The organism is Roseovarius sp., assembly GCF_030373445.1.
GTDB lineage: Bacteria > Pseudomonadota > Alphaproteobacteria > Rhodobacterales > Rhodobacteraceae > Roseovarius.
In genome coordinates this window covers 120,269-137,652 of the sequence record NZ_JAUCYU010000010.1, presented here as the reverse complement: position 1 = coordinate 137,652, position 17,384 = coordinate 120,269, and the positions used below count along the sequence as shown (strand labels likewise).

Annotated in this window: 15 protein-coding genes; 10 read left to right on the top strand and 5 right to left on the bottom strand. The window is 64.6% G+C overall.

Annotated elements, in window-relative coordinates; genetic code table 11:
- Nucleotides 1–33: 33 nt before the first annotated feature.
- Both lpxD and QUV18_RS17670 read right to left on the bottom strand, forming a co-directional pair.
- Nucleotides 34–1,125 (bottom strand): UDP-3-O-(3-hydroxymyristoyl)glucosamine N-acyltransferase, encoded by a 1,092-nt coding sequence (gene lpxD, locus QUV18_RS17675; protein ID WP_300895402.1) that lies wholly within the window; start codon nucleotides 1,123–1,125, stop codon nucleotides 34–36.
- A 178-nt stretch (nucleotides 1,126–1,303) separates the two neighbouring features.
- Nucleotides 1,304–3,127 (bottom strand): L,D-transpeptidase family protein, encoded by a 1,824-nt coding sequence (locus QUV18_RS17670; RefSeq protein WP_300895400.1) that lies wholly within the window; start codon nucleotides 3,125–3,127, stop codon nucleotides 1,304–1,306.
- 323 nt (nucleotides 3,128–3,450) lie between these two features.
- On the opposite strand from QUV18_RS17670, the gene QUV18_RS17665 reads away from it, so the two are divergent.
- Nucleotides 3,451–4,020, top strand: a complete 570-nt coding sequence (locus QUV18_RS17665) for a DUF882 domain-containing protein (RefSeq protein WP_300895399.1) — start codon at nucleotides 3,451–3,453, stop codon at nucleotides 4,018–4,020.
- A gap of 110 nt (nucleotides 4,021–4,130) precedes the next feature.
- Here QUV18_RS17665 and lipA read toward each other — a convergent pair whose 3' ends face one another.
- Complete coding sequence (gene lipA, locus QUV18_RS17660; RefSeq protein ID WP_300895397.1) at nucleotides 4,131–5,081, bottom strand: lipoyl synthase; 951 nt, start codon at nucleotides 5,079–5,081, stop codon at nucleotides 4,131–4,133.
- Between the two features lie 209 nt (nucleotides 5,082–5,290).
- Here lipA and QUV18_RS17655 point away from each other — a divergent pair, with 209 nt between their 5' ends.
- Complete coding sequence (locus QUV18_RS17655) at nucleotides 5,291–6,016, top strand: VIT1/CCC1 transporter family protein (protein WP_300895396.1); 726 nt, start codon at nucleotides 5,291–5,293, stop codon at nucleotides 6,014–6,016.
- A gap of 7 nt (nucleotides 6,017–6,023) precedes the next feature.
- Here the strand turns inward: QUV18_RS17655 and QUV18_RS17650 are convergent, their stop codons facing one another.
- Complete coding sequence (locus QUV18_RS17650) at nucleotides 6,024–7,097, bottom strand: DUF6456 domain-containing protein (protein WP_300895394.1); 1,074 nt, start codon at nucleotides 7,095–7,097, stop codon at nucleotides 6,024–6,026.
- Nucleotides 7,098–7,346: 249 nt separating this feature from the next.
- On the opposite strand from QUV18_RS17650, the gene QUV18_RS17645 reads away from it, so the two are divergent.
- A complete protein-coding gene (locus tag QUV18_RS17645; protein ID WP_300895392.1) occupies nucleotides 7,347–7,727 on the top strand; it encodes a DUF6477 family protein in 381 nt (126 codons plus the stop codon).
- Here the strand turns inward: QUV18_RS17645 and QUV18_RS17640 are convergent.
- Entirely contained in the window at nucleotides 7,637–9,181 is a 1,545-nt protein-coding gene (locus QUV18_RS17640; RefSeq protein WP_300895390.1) for a trimethylamine methyltransferase family protein, read from the bottom strand. The genes QUV18_RS17645 and QUV18_RS17640 overlap by 91 nt on opposite strands.
- Before the next feature lie 251 nt (nucleotides 9,182–9,432).
- On the opposite strand from QUV18_RS17640, the gene guaA reads away from it, so the two are divergent.
- From guaA to QUV18_RS17605, 7 genes are all read left to right on the top strand, one after another.
- Nucleotides 9,433–11,001: a glutamine-hydrolyzing GMP synthase gene (gene guaA, locus QUV18_RS17635; RefSeq protein ID WP_300895389.1), complete on the top strand. Its 1,569-nt coding sequence runs from the start codon at nucleotides 9,433–9,435 to the stop codon at nucleotides 10,999–11,001.
- Nucleotides 11,002–11,234: 233 nt separating this feature from the next.
- Complete coding sequence (locus tag QUV18_RS17630; RefSeq protein WP_300895388.1) at nucleotides 11,235–12,161, top strand: hypothetical protein; 927 nt, start codon at nucleotides 11,235–11,237, stop codon at nucleotides 12,159–12,161.
- A 133-nt stretch (nucleotides 12,162–12,294) separates the two neighbouring features.
- On the top strand, nucleotides 12,295–13,209 hold the full coding sequence (locus QUV18_RS17625; RefSeq protein WP_300895386.1) for a DMT family transporter: 915 nt from the start codon (nucleotides 12,295–12,297) through the stop codon (nucleotides 13,207–13,209).
- A 123-nt stretch (nucleotides 13,210–13,332) separates the two neighbouring features.
- The gene (locus QUV18_RS17620) at nucleotides 13,333–14,460 is read left to right on the top strand and encodes an outer membrane protein transport protein (protein WP_300895385.1); all 1,128 of its coding nucleotides are present in this window, start codon (nucleotides 13,333–13,335) and stop codon (nucleotides 14,458–14,460) included.
- 126 nt (nucleotides 14,461–14,586) lie between these two features.
- A complete protein-coding gene (locus QUV18_RS17615) occupies nucleotides 14,587–15,447 on the top strand; it encodes an ATPase (protein ID WP_300895384.1) in 861 nt (286 codons plus the stop codon).
- Nucleotides 15,448–15,498: 51 nt separating this feature from the next.
- Entirely contained in the window at nucleotides 15,499–16,422 is a 924-nt protein-coding gene (metA, locus tag QUV18_RS17610; RefSeq protein ID WP_300895382.1) for a homoserine O-succinyltransferase, read from the top strand.
- Nucleotides 16,406–17,374: an alpha/beta hydrolase gene (locus QUV18_RS17605; RefSeq protein ID WP_300895380.1), complete on the top strand. Its 969-nt coding sequence runs from the start codon at nucleotides 16,406–16,408 to the stop codon at nucleotides 17,372–17,374. Before metA ends, QUV18_RS17605 begins: the two co-directional genes overlap by 17 nt.
- Nucleotides 17,375–17,384 lie beyond the last annotated feature (10 nt).

Genomic DNA, 17,384 nt, shown 5'->3' with positions numbered 1-17,384 from the left:
CGCTCCGGCCCTCTTCCTTTTGTCGCGCCCGATTTAGTCTTTCGCGGACGGGTTGGAAACCGTTTTCTTGAGCTCGGCCACATCCGTGAAGAGGCGCTTCAGCCGGCGGAAGCCTTTGAATACCTCCATCGTCGTCTCCATCTTCATCGCCGGATAGCCCAGCATGACACGGCCGGCGGGGATGTTGGCAAGCACGATCGTACCACCCCCGGTGATCACGTTGTCACCCACGAAGATGTTGTCGCTGATCCCGGTCTTGCCGCCCATCACGACGTTGTTGCCGATCCGGGCCGAGCCGGCGATGCCGACCTGGCCGCAGAGCAGGCAGTCTTCACCGATCTCGACATTGTGGCCGATCATCACGAGGTTGTCGATCTTGGTGCCCCGGCCGATACGGGTGCTGCGGATGGTGCCGCAGTCGATGGTGGTGTTGGCGCCGATCTCGACATCGTCACCGATCTGGACCCCGCCAAGGCTGTGGATCCGGGTCCAGGTCTGGGCCTGCGCCTCGCCGCGGTTGCCAAGGGTCTCGCGCACGTTCTCGACACCAGAGGTTTCGGCGGTCACGAAGGAGAACCCGTCGCCGCCGATCGCCGCGCCGGGCTGGGCGATGAACCGGTCGCCCGTCGTGACCCGTGCGCCGATCTTCACCCCTTCCCGCACCAGGCTCATCTGCCCGATCCGGGCGCCGGTACCGATGTAGCATTGCGGGCCAATCACGGTGCCCGCGCCGATATTCGCGTCTTTCGACACCACGCTGAAGGGGCCGACGCTGACCCCCTTTTCCAGCCTTGCATCCGCATGGATCACGGCCGTCGGGTGAATGCCGTGATCCCATCCCTGCCCCGGGTCCAGCATCGCAGTCAGGCCCGACATGGCATAGCGCGGCCGCGGCGCAAGGATCGCGGTCTCCAGCCCCAGCGCCCGCCAGTCGGCCTCGGCCCAGACAATCGCGGCCCTTGCCGTGCCCTCGCCGAGACGCTCGGCAAACTGCGGTTTCATCGCCAGTGCCAGGTGGCGCGGCCCGGCATCCGCGGGCTCGGCCAGCCCGTCCACCTCGATCGCCGTGTCGCCGACGGCCTCGGTTCCCAGCGCGGCCGCAATCTGCTCTATCGTATAGCCCATGAGACTCCCCTCGTGCTGCCGGACAGACTTAGCCGCGTTGCGGGATCAGGAAAACCCCTCCGGCGATGCGCGATGCGAAAACCCGCCGCGACGTCAGGCACCCTGCCCCGGTGGTGCCAACGTGAAAGGCCCCCGCCGAAGCGGGGGCCCCAATTCCTTGCCAGGATGCCCGCCGGTCTTACCGGTCGCGGCGCGTGAGTTGCGACGACCCGGACGACCGCGTCTGAGCCTGCGGCTGAGAGGATTGCGCGCGATAGTAGGGCTGGTTGACCACGCGCATCTGGGCCTGGGGCTGAGACACACGCACCGCCTGCGGCTGCCGGTTCGACTGTGCCTGCCGGGTCGACTGCGGCTGTGCCACGTATTGCGGCTCGGGGATCTGCATGTTGGCCGCGTAGACCGCCGGCGAACTCACCCCCGCATCCTTCATCGCGGCCCAGATCCGGGCGTCGCGACCGTACACATCCTGCCGGTACTGTGGCTCGCCCCGGGCATTGGTGAAGGCCGTCCGATAGATGATGTGGACGGGGATCTTCGTCTCGAGGTCGACCTGCGTCTCCTGGCCGGTGTCGAGGATCCGGTGGAACATGCTTTGCGGGTCATCCGTCTGCTTGGACAGAATCTCGTAGGCGAAGTCGAACGGTTGCGCCAGCCGGATACACCCGTGGCTGTAGGCCCGGCGGGCATGGGCAAACAGGTGTTTGCTGGGCGTGTCGTGAAGGTAGATGTTGTACTTGTTGGGGAACATGAACTTGACCAGCCCCAGCGCGTTGCTGTTCGACGGCGGCTGCTTGAGGTCGAAGGGGAAGTTGTTCTTGTTGTACGCGTTGAAGTTCACCCGTGCACGGCTGACCTGCCGGCCCGACCCGTCATAGAGCCGCAGGTGGCCCGCGGCGCCCGGGTTGCGCTGCATCTGTGGCAGGTACTCGTTGACGGTGATCGAGCGCGGAACGTTCCAGGTCGGGTTGATGACCAGGTGCTCCATCTCGTCCGAGAATTCCGGGCTGCGGCGGTCATGCGAGTTTGCACCCACCACGGCACGGGTTTCGAAGGTGATGATATCGTTGTCAATGATCCGCGCCGAGAAATCGGTAAGGTTCACGAGGATATGCCGCTCGCCCCGCTCGGTGTTGAGCCAGCGCTCGCGTTCCATCGCAACGAGGACGGACGCAAGGCGGGTGGCGGGCGAGGTGTTGATCTCGTCTATGGTGTTCGACCCGGCCTTGCCATCAGGCTCGAGCCCGTGGGCCGACTGGAACTTCAGCACGGCCTTCTCGATGTTGTCATCGTAGACCATCGTCGACGTGCGGCCCAGGTAGCCCATCGTCATGAGCCGGTCGCGAAGAGCCACGACCGCTTGTCCGCTCTGGCCTTTCTCGAGCGAGCCCGCCTGGACCGAGGGGCCCCAGCCGCCGGTTTCGATCAGACGCTCAAGCCGCATCTTCTCTTTCATCAGGCGGGCATATTCCCGGGTCTGCGGCACCAGCGTGCGGAAATAGGCGCGCGGATGGCCGCTTTCCGTCAGGCCGGTCAGGTAGGTTTCGGCATCCTTGTAGACGCCGTTCCGCTTGATCCCGTCATCGATCGACGCAGGCTCCAGCGCGCCCGACTGCATGTCGCGCGCGATCTGGATGAACGCCTTGGTCATCTCCACTTCCGCGAAGGCGCGCTTGCGCGGCGTGTTCACATCGGACAGCACGCGCAGCAGGCGGTCGGTATCGTAGCGCGAGGCGGGAAGGCCGTGCATCGAGGCGGTTTTCATCGCCGAGAGAAGCGCGCTTCTGCGGGCACGGTCCTCGTCCGCCGTGCCGGTCCAGACCGCACCGAACTTGTTGGAGCGGTAGAAGGCCGCGATGTCGCGATCCGACGAGGCGGCTTCGGCCACCGCCTGTTTGAACGCGGTGATGGCGGCCTCGGCGGCCGAGGCACTGTAACCGATCGCCGAGAACGCGATCGCCAAACCCGATACCCGGATACTGGCCCCCAAGGATTTCAGAATCATGTCGACTCCCCTGAATTGGCAAATTTCATTTAATTAATGTAATTGATCATGCGGCCGGGGCAATTTCTGTCCAATCAAAACTTTGACAGGAGATGTACCTTTTCCCAAAGTGCAGTGTCTGCGCCGCCTGTGCAGAGCAAAATGGGCACATTGCGGGAAATTTGCGCGAGATTTTGCCGAAACCTCTTGATACGTAAAAGTTTCGCCTTAGCCCCCTTTTTCGCAAAAACTGAATATGTCATAAAAATCGCACATCTGGGGATGGATGGCAGAGCCGCCACAAGGCGGAGAACACAGGTAAGCGACGGGACAGGCGCATACACATGACAGAAGTTAGCTCGTTGAGCATGACGCGGCGCGCCCTGCTGGGTGCATTCGCAGCAACCACCGTGGTGGCAGCGCCCACCTTTTCAAACGCAGCAGGTTTTCTGAAGGGCGCCGGCGATATCCGCCGCATTCGGATGACCGCACCCCGCACAGGCGAAACGCTCGATACGATCTACTGGATCGAAGGCGAGTATATCCGCGACGCGGTCAAGGAAATCAGCTATTTCATGCGCGACTGGCGCACCGATGGCGTTCTCAACATCGATCTTCGCACCATCGACATCATGACCGCGGCGCATAACATGCTCGACGTCACCGAGCCCTACATGCTGATTTCCGGCTATCGCAGCCCGGAAACCAACGCCATGCTTCGCAGCCGGTCGAGCGGTGTCGCCAAGAACTCGCGCCACCTCAAGGGGCAGGCCGCGGATCTTCGGCTCGGTTCGCGCTCGGTCAGCCAGATGTATCGCGCGGCGATGGCCTGCCATGGCGGCGGCGTCGGTCGCTACACCCGCAGCAACTTCGTCCACATGGATTGCGGGCCGGTGCGCAGCTGGGGCAGCTAAGACCCGCTTCACGCAGAACGGATTATTCTCGCGAAAAGCACCGGCCGGTTATTCCTGCCGGTGCTTTTGCTTTTCGGACTTTTTAAGGCCGATGCGCGTGGCGATGCGGTTCAGGCGCCGAGCCGCTCCTGCCGCGCGGCGCTGAGGCGCGCGAAATCATCGCCCGCATGGTAGGACGACCGCGTCAGCGGCGTCGCCGACACCATCAGGAACCCCTTGCCGAAGGCCGCCTTCTCGTAGGCCGCGAACTCGTCGGGCGTGACGAACCGGTCGACGGCATGGTGCTTGGGCGTGGGCTGCAGGTACTGGCCGATGGTCAGGAAATCGACATCCGCCGCGCGCATGTCGTCCATCACCTGCCTTACCTGCTCGCGGGTCTCGCCCAGGCCGACCATGATGCCCGACTTGGTAAAGATCGTCGGGTCCATCTCCTTGACCCGCTGCAACAGGCGCAGGCTGTGGAAATACCGCGCCCCCGGCCGCACCGCGGGGTAGAGCCCCGGCACCGTCTCGAGGTTGTGGTTGAAGACATCCGGCCGCGCATCGACCACCACCTTCAGAACGGCAGGATCGCAATGCAGGAAATCGGGCGTCAGGATCTCGATCGTGGTGCCGGGGCTGCGGTGCCGGATCGCGCGGATCGTCTGGGCAAAATGGGCCGCGCCGCCGTCATCGACGTCATCCCGGTCGACCGAGGTGATCACCACGTGGTTCAGCCCCAGTTTCTGAACGGCATCGGCCACCCGTCCCGGCTCGAACGGGTCCAGCGCCTCGGGCGGCTTGCCGGTCGCGATATTGCAGAAGCTGCAGGCCCGCGTACAGGTGTCGCCCATGATCATCATGGTGGCGTGGCCCTGGTTCCAGCATTCGCCCGCGTTCGGGCAGCCCGCTTCCTCGCAGACCGTCACGAGCTTGTGCTCGCGCATGATTCTCTTCGTCTCGCGATAGCCGTCGCCGTCCGGAGCCTTCACCCTGATCCAATGCGGCTTCTTCGGCTGCGCATTGTCGGGGCGATGGGCCTTCTCGGGATGGCGCTGTTGTGGGATCTTGATGTCACGCACGGAATTTCCCCCGCGAACTGTTTGGTAACTCCTCCCCTGCATAATGCATCGCGGTGGGATGTACCAGTTCTGCGGCCGCACCGGATGCTGCGGCGCCACGGCGTAACGAGTGCCCACCTCCCTGCCCGGCCCATTCACCGGTTGCGCCACCCGGCCGGCCCCGTATCTTGTCCGGGCGCACATGGTTTCCCCGGAACGACAGGCATCATATGGATTGGCAGGCACACAGGCGCGAGGCGCACAAGCTCGGCCGGACGCAGGAACATCTCAAGCAGCTCGTCTACGGCGGAAATGACGGGATCGTGACCACCTTCGCCATCGTGGCGGGCTTTGCCGGAGCGGCTGCCGACGGGGTGGCCCAGGTCGGCGGACTGGCGGTGCTGGTTTTCGGGCTGGCGAACCTCTTCGCCGATGCGGTCAGCATGGGGCTCGGCGAATACCTCTCGCTCAGGTCACAGCACGATCTCTACCGCGCACGCCGGCAGAGCGAGCTGGAAGAGATCGCCAACGACCCGGATCACGAAAGGATGGAGCTGTTCGAGATCCTCCGCCAGCGCGGCATTCCCGCGGGCGAGGCCGACACCGCGGCCGGGATTCTCTCGCGCCACCCCGACATCATGGCCGACATGATGATGACCTACGAGTTCGGCATGTCACATCCGGAAGAGGACAACCCGCTTATCAGCGGCCTGTCCACCTTCCTCTCCTTCGTGGTCTTCGGATCGATCCCTCTGACGCCCTATTTCCTTCTGCCGCCCGACGACCGCACCTTTCTGCTGTCGGTCATCGCGACGGCACTGGCTCTGGTCAGCCTCGGATTGCTGCGCTGGAACGCCACCGGCGAGCGGCTGTTCCGCTCCGTCGGCGAGACGGTTCTCGTCGGTGCGATCTGTGCGCTCGTGGCCTTTGGCGTCGGGTGGCTCGTCGCCGGCTAGCGCTCGGTCACCCCATTAGCGTGCCGTCATCGCCCAGCCGGTCATAATGACGCCGCAACCGTTGAAGGGCAATGCGCAGCACCACCTTCCCCGACCGCGCCGACCAGCCCATCTTCTTCTCGGCGCTTTCCAGCCCTTCGAGATGGCAGCAGCACCGCAACGCCACGTCGCCCAGGCCCGGCCCGAGATCGCGAAGCGCACCAAGCACCCGCGCCCGCGCCGCGGTGGCACCGCCATGCTTCGACCGCGCGGCTTCGGCCTTGGTCAGGAACCTGTCCCAGCCTTCATCCTCGCGGCTGCCGATATCGGCCATCTCGTAATCTTCGCGCAACCGCTCCCCGGCGCGCACCAGGTCGTCGGACAGGAACTTCCGCCCGCTCCGGTCACGGCGCCGCGCCAGCAGGGTCAGCGGGGTTTCCGCAGGCAGGCAACGGTTGCGAAACGCCGGATGTGCGCCGGAAACCGTCCGCGATTTCGCGACCGGCGCGTGCTCGAACCTTGCGGGCGCCTCGCCGAAACCGAAGGCGCGGTTCTCGGCATCTGCCACCATCCGCTTGAGCGCATCGCGCCCCGCCGCCGTTATGCGATACCGTGACACGCGGGCGGGGTCTTCGCAGGCGATCCAGCCCGCCAGCGCCATCGCCTCGGCCGCGGCATGGTCGACGACGAGGCGGCGCGTCGTGCCGCCATCTCCGCTCTCGGCGACGACGACGGCCTTGTCCATCTCCGCCGCAACCGCCAGCACCGCCCCCGGCTCGCACAACAGCCGCAGCACGCGCCGCGCCTCCTGGGAAAGCTCGTCCGTCGAAGGCACGTTCGGATCGGCGTCCAGCGCCCGCGCCTCGGCGGCAAGCACGCGGCGGCCCAGCCGGCTGAGCCCCTGGTCGACAAGGATGTCTTCCCGGCGCGCCTCGAGCGCCCGCACCTGTCGCAGAACGGTCGAGGCGTGAACGCCCGCTTCCCGGGCCAGCGCCCGGATCGGCTGGCCGGTTTCGGTGTGAAGAAGATAGGCCAGCGCCTCCTTTGGCACCCAGCACGGCAACTGTTCCGCAATGTCGGCGGAAGGCGAGACATGTGACATGCCGTCTCCTCCTGATCTCTGTCGGCAACAGATGGTCCCCAAGTCCGCGGCCACCCCGCGGAAGCCGCTCGAGTTAAGGTCTCATTTATTACCGGTTGGTTAACTAAGAACGGTTCGGTCATCATCGTTGCGAATTGGTAAACAAACGGAAACACAACCGTTCGGTGATCACGCGACCTGCGCAACACGATGTCAGGTTGTGCCAGATTGCTCCGTCCAAACGTCATTCTGCCAGGACCGGAGACTGCCATGACCCCCACAATCCCCGATCTCGCCCACCTGCGGCGCCCTGCCCTTTTGATCGAGGCGGCGCGCCTCGGCGTTGCAACCTACTGTCGGGAGCGAACCCTGCGCCGCCACCTGGGCGATCTGCATCATCCCGACAGCGAGGCAATCCTCGAAACACTGCTCGAGATCGAGGAGGAGCTGAACCAGCTCCGCAGACATGGCTACGCCGGCTATTCGCCGGCGCGCCATGTCGATGTGGTCATCGCTATCCTGGGCGAGGTGCGGCGCATGCGCGCCGCCGCCCGTCCGGATCAGGAAAAGGCGTCGGGCATCGAGGCCTTCTTGTCGGCGACGAAAGCGTCGAGCGCTTCCGAGATCGCCGGATCGAGCGCCGGCTGCTGATAGTTCGCCAGCGTCTGCTTCACCTTGACGTTGGCGAGCGTCATCGTATCGCGTTCGCCTTCTTCGGCCCATTGCTCGTAGGGTTTGTAATCGAGCAGGTCCGAGCGCCAGAAGGATTGCTTGAAGTTCGCCTGGGTGTGGGCGCAGCCAAGGTAATGGCCGCCCGGCCCAACCTCGCGAATCGCGTCCATCGCCTGCCCGTTCTCGGTCATGTCGACGCCGCGCGCCATGTTCTGAAGCGCGCCGAGCTGGTCGGCATCCATCACGAACTTCTCGAAGCTGGAGACAAGCCCCCCTTCCAGCCAGCCGCAGGAGTGCAGCATGAAGTTCACGCCCGACAGCAGACCGAGATTGAGGCTGTTGGCCGACTCGTAGGCCGCCTGCGCATCCGGCAGTTTCGAGCCGTTGAACGACCCGGCGGACCGGTACGGCAAACCATAGCGCCGGGCAAGCTGCCCCGCGCCGTAAGTGATCAGCGACGCCTCGGGCGTGCCGAAGGTGGGCGCGCCGCTGTTCATGTCGATCGAGGTCACGAAGGCCCCGAAAATGACCGGCGCGCCGGGGCGGATGATCTGCGAATAGGCGATCCCCGCCAGCACCTCGGCCAAAACCTGGGTCAGCGTGCCCGCCACCGACACCGGCGCCATCGCGCCGCCGACGATGAAGGGCGAGATGATGCAGGCCTGGTTGTTCTTCGCATAGACTTCCAGCGCCCCCATCATCACCTCGTCGAAGGTCATCGGCGAGTTGATGTTGATCAGCGAGGTCATCACCGTGTTGTCGCGCACGAAATCCTCACCGAAGAGTATGCCGCACATGTCCACGCTGTCCTGTGCCCGGCTCGGATCGGTGACAGAGCCCATGAAAGGCTTGTCCGACAGGGTCATATGCGCCTTGAGCATGTCGAGATGGCGCTTGTTCACCGGAATGTCGGTCGGTTCGCAAACCGTGCCGCCCGAATGGTGCAGCCAGCGCGACATGTAGCCCAGCTTCACGAACTTCTCGAAATCGTCCATCGTGGCGTAACGGCGGCCATGGTCCATGTCGCGCACGAAGGGCGGGCCGTAGACCGGCGCACAGACCAGGTTGCGCCCGCCGACGACGACACTGCGCTCGGGGTTGCGGGCGTGCTGGGTATATTCGCTGGGCGCGGTCTTGATCAGCTCCCGCGCAAGGCCGCGCGGAATGCGGACACGCTCGCCATCGACATCCGCCCCAACCTCGCGCCAGCGCTGCAGCGCCTTGGGGTTCTCGACGAAGTTGACGCCGATCTCCTCGAGCACGGTCTCGGCATTCTGTTCTATGATGTCGAGCGCCTCTTCGTTCAGCACCTCGAAGAGCGGGATATTGCGCTCGATATACTTGGCGGTTTCGATGCTGACGGCCGTACGTTCGGCGCGGCGGGCGGCACCGCCGCCGCCACGGCCTCGTCTGCGGGCTGCTGCTTCGCTCATGAACAGGTCTCCTTGGTCCCGACTCCGGCCCCATCGGCGCCGTTTGCCCGCTTTTATCTTCATCATTCTGTCGCACACGGCGGATTTGCGGCTTTGCCCGGCCAAAACCGACATCCGCGGTCAAATTTGCGCAGAACGGGGCAGCACCTCGCGCAGGAAAATCCTAACCGGATTCGGTTAATCGGGCTTTGACGGCAACGGCGCGCACGCAGGTCTTGCGCGCAAGCGCCGCCCGCCATACTAGGCAAGGTATGAGCCAGACACCGCACGACCGCCTTCTCATCATCGACTTCGGCAGCCAGGTCACCCAGCTGATCGCCCGCCGCCTGCGCGAACTCAACGTCTACTGCGAAATCCACCCGTTCCAGCAGGTGACGGACGCGTTTCTCGATACCTTCGCGCCCAAGGCCGTGATCTTCTCCGGCGGCCCCGCCTCGGTCATAGACGAGGGCTCGCCCCGCCCGCCGGAAAAGGTCTTCGACCTGGGCGTACCCATCCTCGGCATCTGCTACGGCCAGCAGGTGATGATGCAGATGCTCGGCGGCAATGTCGAACGCGGCGACGGCACCGCCGAATTCGGCCGTGCCTATGTCACGCCGTCGGACGAACGCCTGCCGCTGCTCGACGGCTGGTTCGCCGCCACCGACGGCCGCGAACAGGTCTGGATGAGCCACGGCGATCACGTCTCTGCCATCGCGCCGGGCTTCGAGGTCTACGGCACCTCGCCCTACGCCCCATTCGCCATCACCGCGGACACGAAGAAAAACTTCTTCGCGGTCCAGTTCCACCCCGAGGTGCACCACACCCCCAACGGCAAGACCCTCTATGCCAATTTCGTCAAGCTGGCCGGTTTCACCGGCGACTGGACGATGGCCGCCTATCGCGACGAGGCAATCGCCAAGATCCGCGAACAGGTGGGCGACCGGCGGGTGATCTGCGGCCTCTCCGGCGGGGTCGACAGCTCGGTCGCCGCCGTGCTCATTCACGAGGCCATCGGCGACCAGCTGACCTGTGTCTTCGTCGACCACGGCCTCCTGCGGCTGGGCGAGGCCGAAGAGGTCACGACCATGTTCCGCGACCACTACAACATTCCCCTCATCCATGCCGACGAGTCGGAGCTTTTCCTGGGTGAACTTGAGGGCATAAGCGACCCGGAACAAAAGAGAAAAACCATCGGCCGGCTTTTCATCGACGTGTTCCAGAAACACGCCAACGAGATCGAGAACGCCGATTTCCTGGCCCAGGGTACGCTCTATCCGGACGTGATCGAGTCGGTCTCCTTCTCGGGCGGCCCGTCGGTCACCATCAAGTCGCACCACAACGTGGGCGGCCTGCCGGAAAAGATGGGGCTGAAACTGGTCGAACCCCTGCGGGAGCTGTTCAAGGACGAGGTCCGCGCACTCGGCCGGGAACTCGGCCTGCCGCAAAGTTTCATCGGTCGCCACCCCTTCCCGGGCCCCGGCCTTGCCATCCGCTGCCCCGGCGAGATCACCAGGGACAAGCTCGACATCCTGCGCAAGGCCGACGCGGTCTATATCGACCAGATCCGCAAGCACGGGCTGTATGACGAGATCTGGCAGGCCTTTGTCGCCATTCTGCCGGTGCGCACCGTGGGCGTCATGGGCGACGGGCGCACGTACGACTACGCCTGCGCTCTGCGCGCCGTGACCAGTGTCGACGGCATGACCGCCGATTACTACCCGTTCAGCCACGAATTCCTCGGCGAAACGGCGACCCGGATCATCAACGAGGTGAAGGGAATCAACCGCGTCACCTACGACATCACCTCGAAACCGCCGGGCACGATCGAATGGGAATGAGCCCGGCTGCCCGGCCTGGCGCGACCTCGGCCCGCCCCGGCCGGTGATGCAGCGCGAAAACCGATCCTGACGGACACGGAACCTGATGCCGGCCCGGGCGTTAACGTTAGGGGAAGACCAAGGCAACACCGCATATCTGCCTCAGCCGCCCCTTTGTTTCGGAAGCGGATTTGCGATGTTGAACAGTACAGTACGAGTTGGTCTGCCTCGGCAAGACCGGAAATGGAGTAAATATGCAAGCCCACCCATCGGCGTCGCACGCAGAGGCGACGTCGCACCAATCTGACGCATTCCACCCCCTCAATTCCTATGCCTGGGACGCCTATTCGCAAGGCGGGCAAGACGGCATCCTGCACGAGATCCTGCGCCGGCTCGGCGTTTTCGATGCGGATCGCGAGAAATGGTGCGTCGAGTTCGGCGCCTGGGACGGGGTGCACCTGTCCAATACCTGCAACCTGATCCGCGAACACGGCTTCCGCGCCGTGATGATCGAGGCCGACACGAAGCGCTACAAGCAGCTCTGCGGGAATTTCCCGGGTGACGAGGTCGTCAAGGTCAACCGGCTCGTCACGCTCGACGGCGATGCCCGGCTCGACCGGATCCTCGGCGAGACCGATCTGCCGGAAGATTTCGACATGCTGTCGATCGATATCGACAGCTGTGACTACCATGTCTGGCAAAGCCTCGAGAATTACCGACCCAAGCTGGTCATCATCGAGTTCAACCCGACCATCCCCGTCGATATCCCCTATGTCCAGCCGCCAGATTTCACCGTCAACCAGGGCAACGGCGTCAAGGCAATCGACGATCTCGCGCAGGAAAAAGGCTATCGCACGGTCTGTATCCAGGGCGGTAACCTGATCGCCGTGCGCGAGGATTTCCTCGACCGGGTGACGAACGCCACGCCGCCGCCTGTCGAGGATCTCGCCGATACGGGCGCCCGCAATTTCGTCTTCGTGGGTTATGACGGTACGGTCCTGTCGAATTTCGACGAACTCCCGTTCCACTGGCACCCCACCACCATCAAGACAGAGGACATCCAGGTTCTGCCCCGCTTTCTCCGTCACTACACGGGCAACTACTCGCCGCTGCACTGGTTCGCTTTCGGTGCTCTGGATTATTGGCGCCGGTTCAAACGTCTGCTACGGACGGGAAGGTAACACCTGCCGCGGCGCCACCGTGGCCTTTTCTTCCGGCCCATCGCGGCGCAACCCCGGCTGACCCATGACCTCATCTCCCCCTTCTTTCGGGCGCGCCGTCACGCCGGGTGCCCGGGCCGTGCGGGTCTGAGCCGTGGCCGTGTATCCCGATCCGAACGGCCCCGCCGAGACCGATACTGCGCAGGTGTTGCGCGCCGCCCTGTGGATGCTGGGGGCAGTTGTCTCCTTCTCCACCATGGCCGTGGCTGGACGCACCGTCAGCTTCGAACTCGATACGTTCGAAATCATGATGTACCGCAGCATCATCGGCTTCCTGATTGTCATGGCCGTCACCCCCGCGATCGGCACCCTGGCCCAGGTCAGCCTGCGCAAGCCGGGCACGCAGCTTGTCAGGAACGTCTTCCACTTCGCGGGCCAGAACCTCTGGTTCTACGCCATTACGCTCATCCCGCTGGCCCAGGTCTTCGCGCTCGAGTTCACCTCGCCGCTCTGGGTGCTGGTGCTCTCGCCCCTCCTTCTGGGCGAGAAGCTGACCCGCGTGCGCATCCTTGCCGCGCTGATCGGCTTCATCGGCATCCTGATCGTCGCCCGGCCCAGCCCCGACACGCTGAATATCGGCACGCTCTCGGCCGCCGGCGCGGCCGTCTGCTTTGCCGGCTCGATCATCTTCACCAAGCGCCTGACCCGCACCGAAACCCTGACCTGCATCCTGTTCTGGATGACGCTGACCCAGTCCTTCTTCGGCCTGGCCTGCGCCGGGTTCGACGGGGATATCGCCCTGCCCTCGGCCGGGTCCGTGCCCTGGCTGGGGCTCATCGCCCTTGGCGGGCTGACCGCGCATTTCTGCCTCACGACGGCGCTGTCCATCGCGCCGGCCACCCTCATCACGCCGGTGGATTTCCTTCGGTTGCCGGTGATCGCGGTGATCGGCCTGCTGGTCTACGAGGAAGCGGTCGACATCTTCGTCATCCTCGGCGCCGGCCTGATCTTCGGGGCGAACTATCTGAACCTTTGGTTCCAGACGCGAAAAAAACATTCCCGAGGGTGAAAACCGTGACAAATATGTTGCGGGCCGGACACCGTCGCAGTGCCGTTACATCTCTGACGCCGCGTCAAAATTGATTAAGCGTGCAAGGCTGGTAGCGTGATCTCAATTTCCGGAGGAGAGCACATGCAAAAATTGACCTCGACAGCCGTAGCACTCGCCCTGAGTGCGGGCGCGGCCAGCGCAGGCGGGCTTGACCGCAGCTACACCCCCATCGACCAGATCTTCGAGCAGGGCAGCTTCGCCGAAGTCTCGTACGGTTTCACCATGCCCGACCTGACCGGCGTCGATTTCGGCGGCAACGCCATTGGCAATGTCGGGAACGATTTCGGCGTGCTGGGCTCAGCCGTCAAGATCGATTTCGGCGAACGCCTGACCTTCGCCGTCATCGCCGACCAGCCCTACGGCGCCGACACGGTCTATGGCGGCAACCCGGGCGCGACCCTTCTGGGCGGCACCTTCGCCAAGGCCGATACGGCCTCGCTGACCGCGATCCTGAAATACAAGTTCACCGACCGCTTCTCGGTCTACGGTGGCCCGCGCACGGTCAAGGCCGACGGCACGATCCGCCTCTCCGGCCTGGCCTACGCCGGTGCAGGGTTGAGCGGCTACACCGTCCGCTTCAACAGCAACAACGGCACCGGCTACGTCATCGGCGCGGCCTACGAGATTCCGGAATACGCGTTGCGCGTGTCGGGCACCTACCACTCGGCGGTCGACCTGCGCATGGGCACGGTCGAGAACATTCCGACCACGGCGGGCGGCACCGGCACCCCGGTCGGCACCGGCATCACCAATGTCGAGATCCCGCAATCCTTCGAACTGGCGGCGCAGTCGGGCATCAACCAGAACACGCTGGTCTTCGGCTCGATCCGCTGGGCGGACTGGGAAGCCTTCACGCTGAACCCGCCGAGCCCGGTGCCGAACCTGGCCCAGCTCGACAGCGTCACCACCTACGAGATCGGCGTCGGCCGCCGCTTCTCCGAACGCTTCTCCGGCAGCGTCTCGGTCTCCTACGAGGATGGCGGCAGCGACAGCCTGGTCTCGCCGCTCGCCCCGACCAACGGTCAGACCGCGATCTCGGTTGGCGGCCAGTACAAGGTCACCGAGCGGATCGATATCTCCGGTGGCGTGCGCTACACGTGGCTGGGCAACGCGCTTCCGGAAGTCGGCACGCCCGACACGCCGGTCGGCAATTTCCAGGACAACAACGCCGTCAGTGTCGGCCTCAAGGTCCGCGTCGCGCTCAACTGAGCCGCACACGCCCGACGAATTCTAAACCCCGCCCCATTCGGGCGGGGTTTTCCTTTGCCCCTTCGCTTTGTGGTTTGACCCCTGCCCCGGCACTGGCTACCAAGCCTGTCAGAAAGGGACCACACCATGATTTACGCCTCTGCAGACGAGTGGCTGGGCGCGGCCCGCAAGCGGGTCCTCGTCTACGGCATGTCCGGGCTCGGCAAGACCCACCTGTCGAACATGCTGCGCGACGCCGGCGACTGGTTTCACTACTCGATCGACTACCGCATCGGCACCCGCTACATGGGCGAGTTCATCATCGACAACGCCAAGGCGCATGCGATGAAGGTGCCGTTCCTGCGCGACCTCCTGATGAGCGACTCGATCTATATCGGCTCGAACATCTCGTTCCATAACCTCAAGCCCGTGTCGGCTTATCTCGGCAAGCCCGGCGATCCCGAAAAGGGCGGCCTGCCGATCGACGAGTTCCGCCGCCGGCAGGAACAGTTCCGCCGCGCCGAGATGTCGGCGCTGCAGGACACCGACTATTTCATCGACCGGGCCGAGGCGCTTTACGGCTATCCGCATTTCATCTGCGATACCGGTGGCTCGATCTGCGAATGGGTCGATGGCGACGACCCGAACGACCCGCTGCTGACCGAGCTGTCCCAGCGCTGCCTGCTGATCCGGATCGAGGGCGACGAGGCCCATACCGAGGAGTTGATCCGCCGCTTCGACAAGGCGCCGAAACCGATGTGCTACCAGCCAGAGTTTCTCGACGAAGTCTGGGCCGATTACCTCGCGCAGAAAGGCTGTGCCGAGGCCGATGTCGACCCCGACGCCTTCATCCGCTGGACCTATGCCAAGGCGCTGGCCCACCGCAAGCCGCGCTACGAGGCGATGGCGAAATGGGGCATCACCGTCTCCGCCGACGAGATGGCGCGCCTGCGAACAGCCGGCGACTTCGATCAGCTCGTCGCCACCGCCCTTGAGCGCACCGTCTGACCCCCTATCTAACCCGTTCCCGCCCCGACCTTCAGAAAGACGATATCCGCCATGCCCATCAAGATTCCCGCCGATCTGCCCGCCTATGACGTGCTGACGCGCGAGGGCGTGATGGTCATGAGCGAAGACCACGCCTCGCGCCAGGATATCCGCCCGCTGCGCATCGGCCTGCTGAACCTGATGCCCAAGAAGATCCAGACCGAGAACCAGTTCGCCCGGCTGATCGGCGCAACGCCGCTCCAGATCGAGTTGAGCCTCATCCGGATGACCGAACACCAGACCCGCAACACCGCGGCCGAGCACATGGAAAGCTTCTACCGCCCCTTCGCCGAGGTCGAGGCGACGGGAGAGAAGTTCGACGGGCTGATCATCACCGGCGCACCGATCGAACATCTCGCCTTCGAGGAAGTGACCTACTGGGACGAGCTGCGCCGCGTTTTCGACTGGACCCAGACCAACGTACAATCCACCTTCGGCGTCTGCTGGGGCGGGATGGCCATGATCAAGCACCTCCACGGGGTCGAGAAGCACATGCTCGACCACAAGGCCTTCGGCTGTTTCCGCCACCGCAACATGAAGCCCGCCTCGCCCCTGCTGCGCGGCTTCTCCGACGATTGCGTGATCCCGGTCAGCCGCTGGACCGAGATGCGCAAACCCGAGATCGACGCAGCCCCCGGCCTGACCACCCTTCTGCACTCCGAAGAGGTCGGCCCCTGCCTCGTCGAGGACCCCGGCCACCGGGCGCTCTACATCTTCAACCACCTGGAATATGACAGCGACACGCTCAAGCAGGAATATGACCGCGACATCGCCGCCGGCACGGCCATCAACGTGCCCTGCAACTACTACCCCGACGACAACCCGTCGCAGATGCCGCTCAACCGCTGGCGCAGCCATGCCCACCTACTCTACGGCAACTGGATCAACGAGATCTACCAGTCGACCCCCTTCGACCTGAATGCCATTGGCCGTTAAGATCCTCGCCCTTCTCGCCCTCGGGCTGGCCGTGTTCTGGGCCGTGGTCCAGTATCGCGCCCGGGCCGAGGAAGCCCGCGCCGAGGCATCGCACCCGCCCGAGGGGCAGGTGATCGAGGTGCAGGGCCACGAGGTCCATGCCGTGGTGATGGGCAGCGGCCCCGACCTGGTGCTGATCCACGGGGCCTCGGGCAACACGCGCGATATGACCCTGTCGCTGGCCCCGCGCCTGGCCAGGGAATTCCGCGTCTTCGTCTTCGACCGGCCGGGGCTGGGTTACACCGACCGGATCGACCCCTCCGGCACCACCGTCACCCGGCAGGCCGACCTCCTGTCAGCCGCCGCCACACGGCTCGGGGCCGATGAACCCGTTGTCGTCGGCCATTCCTACGGCGGCGCCGTCGCGCTGGCCTGGGCCGTGCACCACCCTGAAAACCTGTCCGCCCTCGTCACCCTCTCCGCCGCCTCCCACACCTGGACGACAGGCATCTCGACCTATTACAAGCTCCTGTCGCACCCTGTCCTCGGCCCGGTCATCATCCCGCTGATCACCGCCTTCGTGCCGGAGTCCCGCGTGGAACAGGCCGTCAGCGCCGTATTCACGCCCGATCCCGTACCAGAAGACTACATGAAGCATTTCGGCCCCGGCCTGACCCTGCGCCGGCAAAGCCTGCGCGCCAACGCCCTGCAACGGGCCAACCTGCTGGACGAAATCCGCGCGCTCGTCCCGCACTACCCGCAGATCGACGTCCCAACCGAGATCCTGCACGGCACTGCCGATGACACCGTTGGCCTGTCGATTCATTCCGAACCCTTGGCCAGGGCCATCCCCGGCGCGCGTCTCACCACGCTCGACGGCGCCGGCCACATGATCCAGCATTCCGAGGAAGACGCGGTGGTCGACGCCATTCGCCGTGCAGCCCAACGCGCCGGATTGCGCCCGGGCGGTTGAGCGGCCATAT

Excerpts from the sequence above, each read along its gene's own strand:
- lpxD (WP_300895402.1), bottom strand. The coding sequence starts at position 1,125 with ATGGGCTATACGATAGAGCAGATTGCGGCCGCGCTGGGAACCGAGGCC.
- QUV18_RS17670 (WP_300895400.1), bottom strand. The coding sequence starts at position 3,127 with ATGATTCTGAAATCCTTGGGGGCCAGTATCCGGGTATCGGGTTTGGCG.
- QUV18_RS17665 (WP_300895399.1), top strand. The coding sequence starts at position 3,451 with ATGACAGAAGTTAGCTCGTTGAGCATGACGCGGCGCGCCCTGCTGGGT.
- QUV18_RS17655 (WP_300895396.1), top strand. The coding sequence starts at position 5,291 with ATGGATTGGCAGGCACACAGGCGCGAGGCGCACAAGCTCGGCCGGACG.
- QUV18_RS17650 (WP_300895394.1), bottom strand. The coding sequence starts at position 7,097 with ATGTCACATGTCTCGCCTTCCGCCGACATTGCGGAACAGTTGCCGTGC.
- QUV18_RS17645 (WP_300895392.1), top strand. The coding sequence starts at position 7,347 with ATGACCCCCACAATCCCCGATCTCGCCCACCTGCGGCGCCCTGCCCTT.
- QUV18_RS17640 (WP_300895390.1), bottom strand. The coding sequence starts at position 9,181 with ATGAGCGAAGCAGCAGCCCGCAGACGAGGCCGTGGCGGCGGCGGTGCC.
- guaA (WP_300895389.1), top strand. The coding sequence starts at position 9,433 with ATGAGCCAGACACCGCACGACCGCCTTCTCATCATCGACTTCGGCAGC.
- QUV18_RS17630 (WP_300895388.1), top strand. The coding sequence starts at position 11,235 with ATGCAAGCCCACCCATCGGCGTCGCACGCAGAGGCGACGTCGCACCAA.
- QUV18_RS17620 (WP_300895385.1), top strand. The coding sequence starts at position 13,333 with ATGCAAAAATTGACCTCGACAGCCGTAGCACTCGCCCTGAGTGCGGGC.
- QUV18_RS17615 (WP_300895384.1), top strand. The coding sequence starts at position 14,587 with ATGATTTACGCCTCTGCAGACGAGTGGCTGGGCGCGGCCCGCAAGCGG.
- metA (WP_300895382.1), top strand. The coding sequence starts at position 15,499 with ATGCCCATCAAGATTCCCGCCGATCTGCCCGCCTATGACGTGCTGACG.
- QUV18_RS17605 (WP_300895380.1), top strand. The coding sequence starts at position 16,406 with ATGCCATTGGCCGTTAAGATCCTCGCCCTTCTCGCCCTCGGGCTGGCC.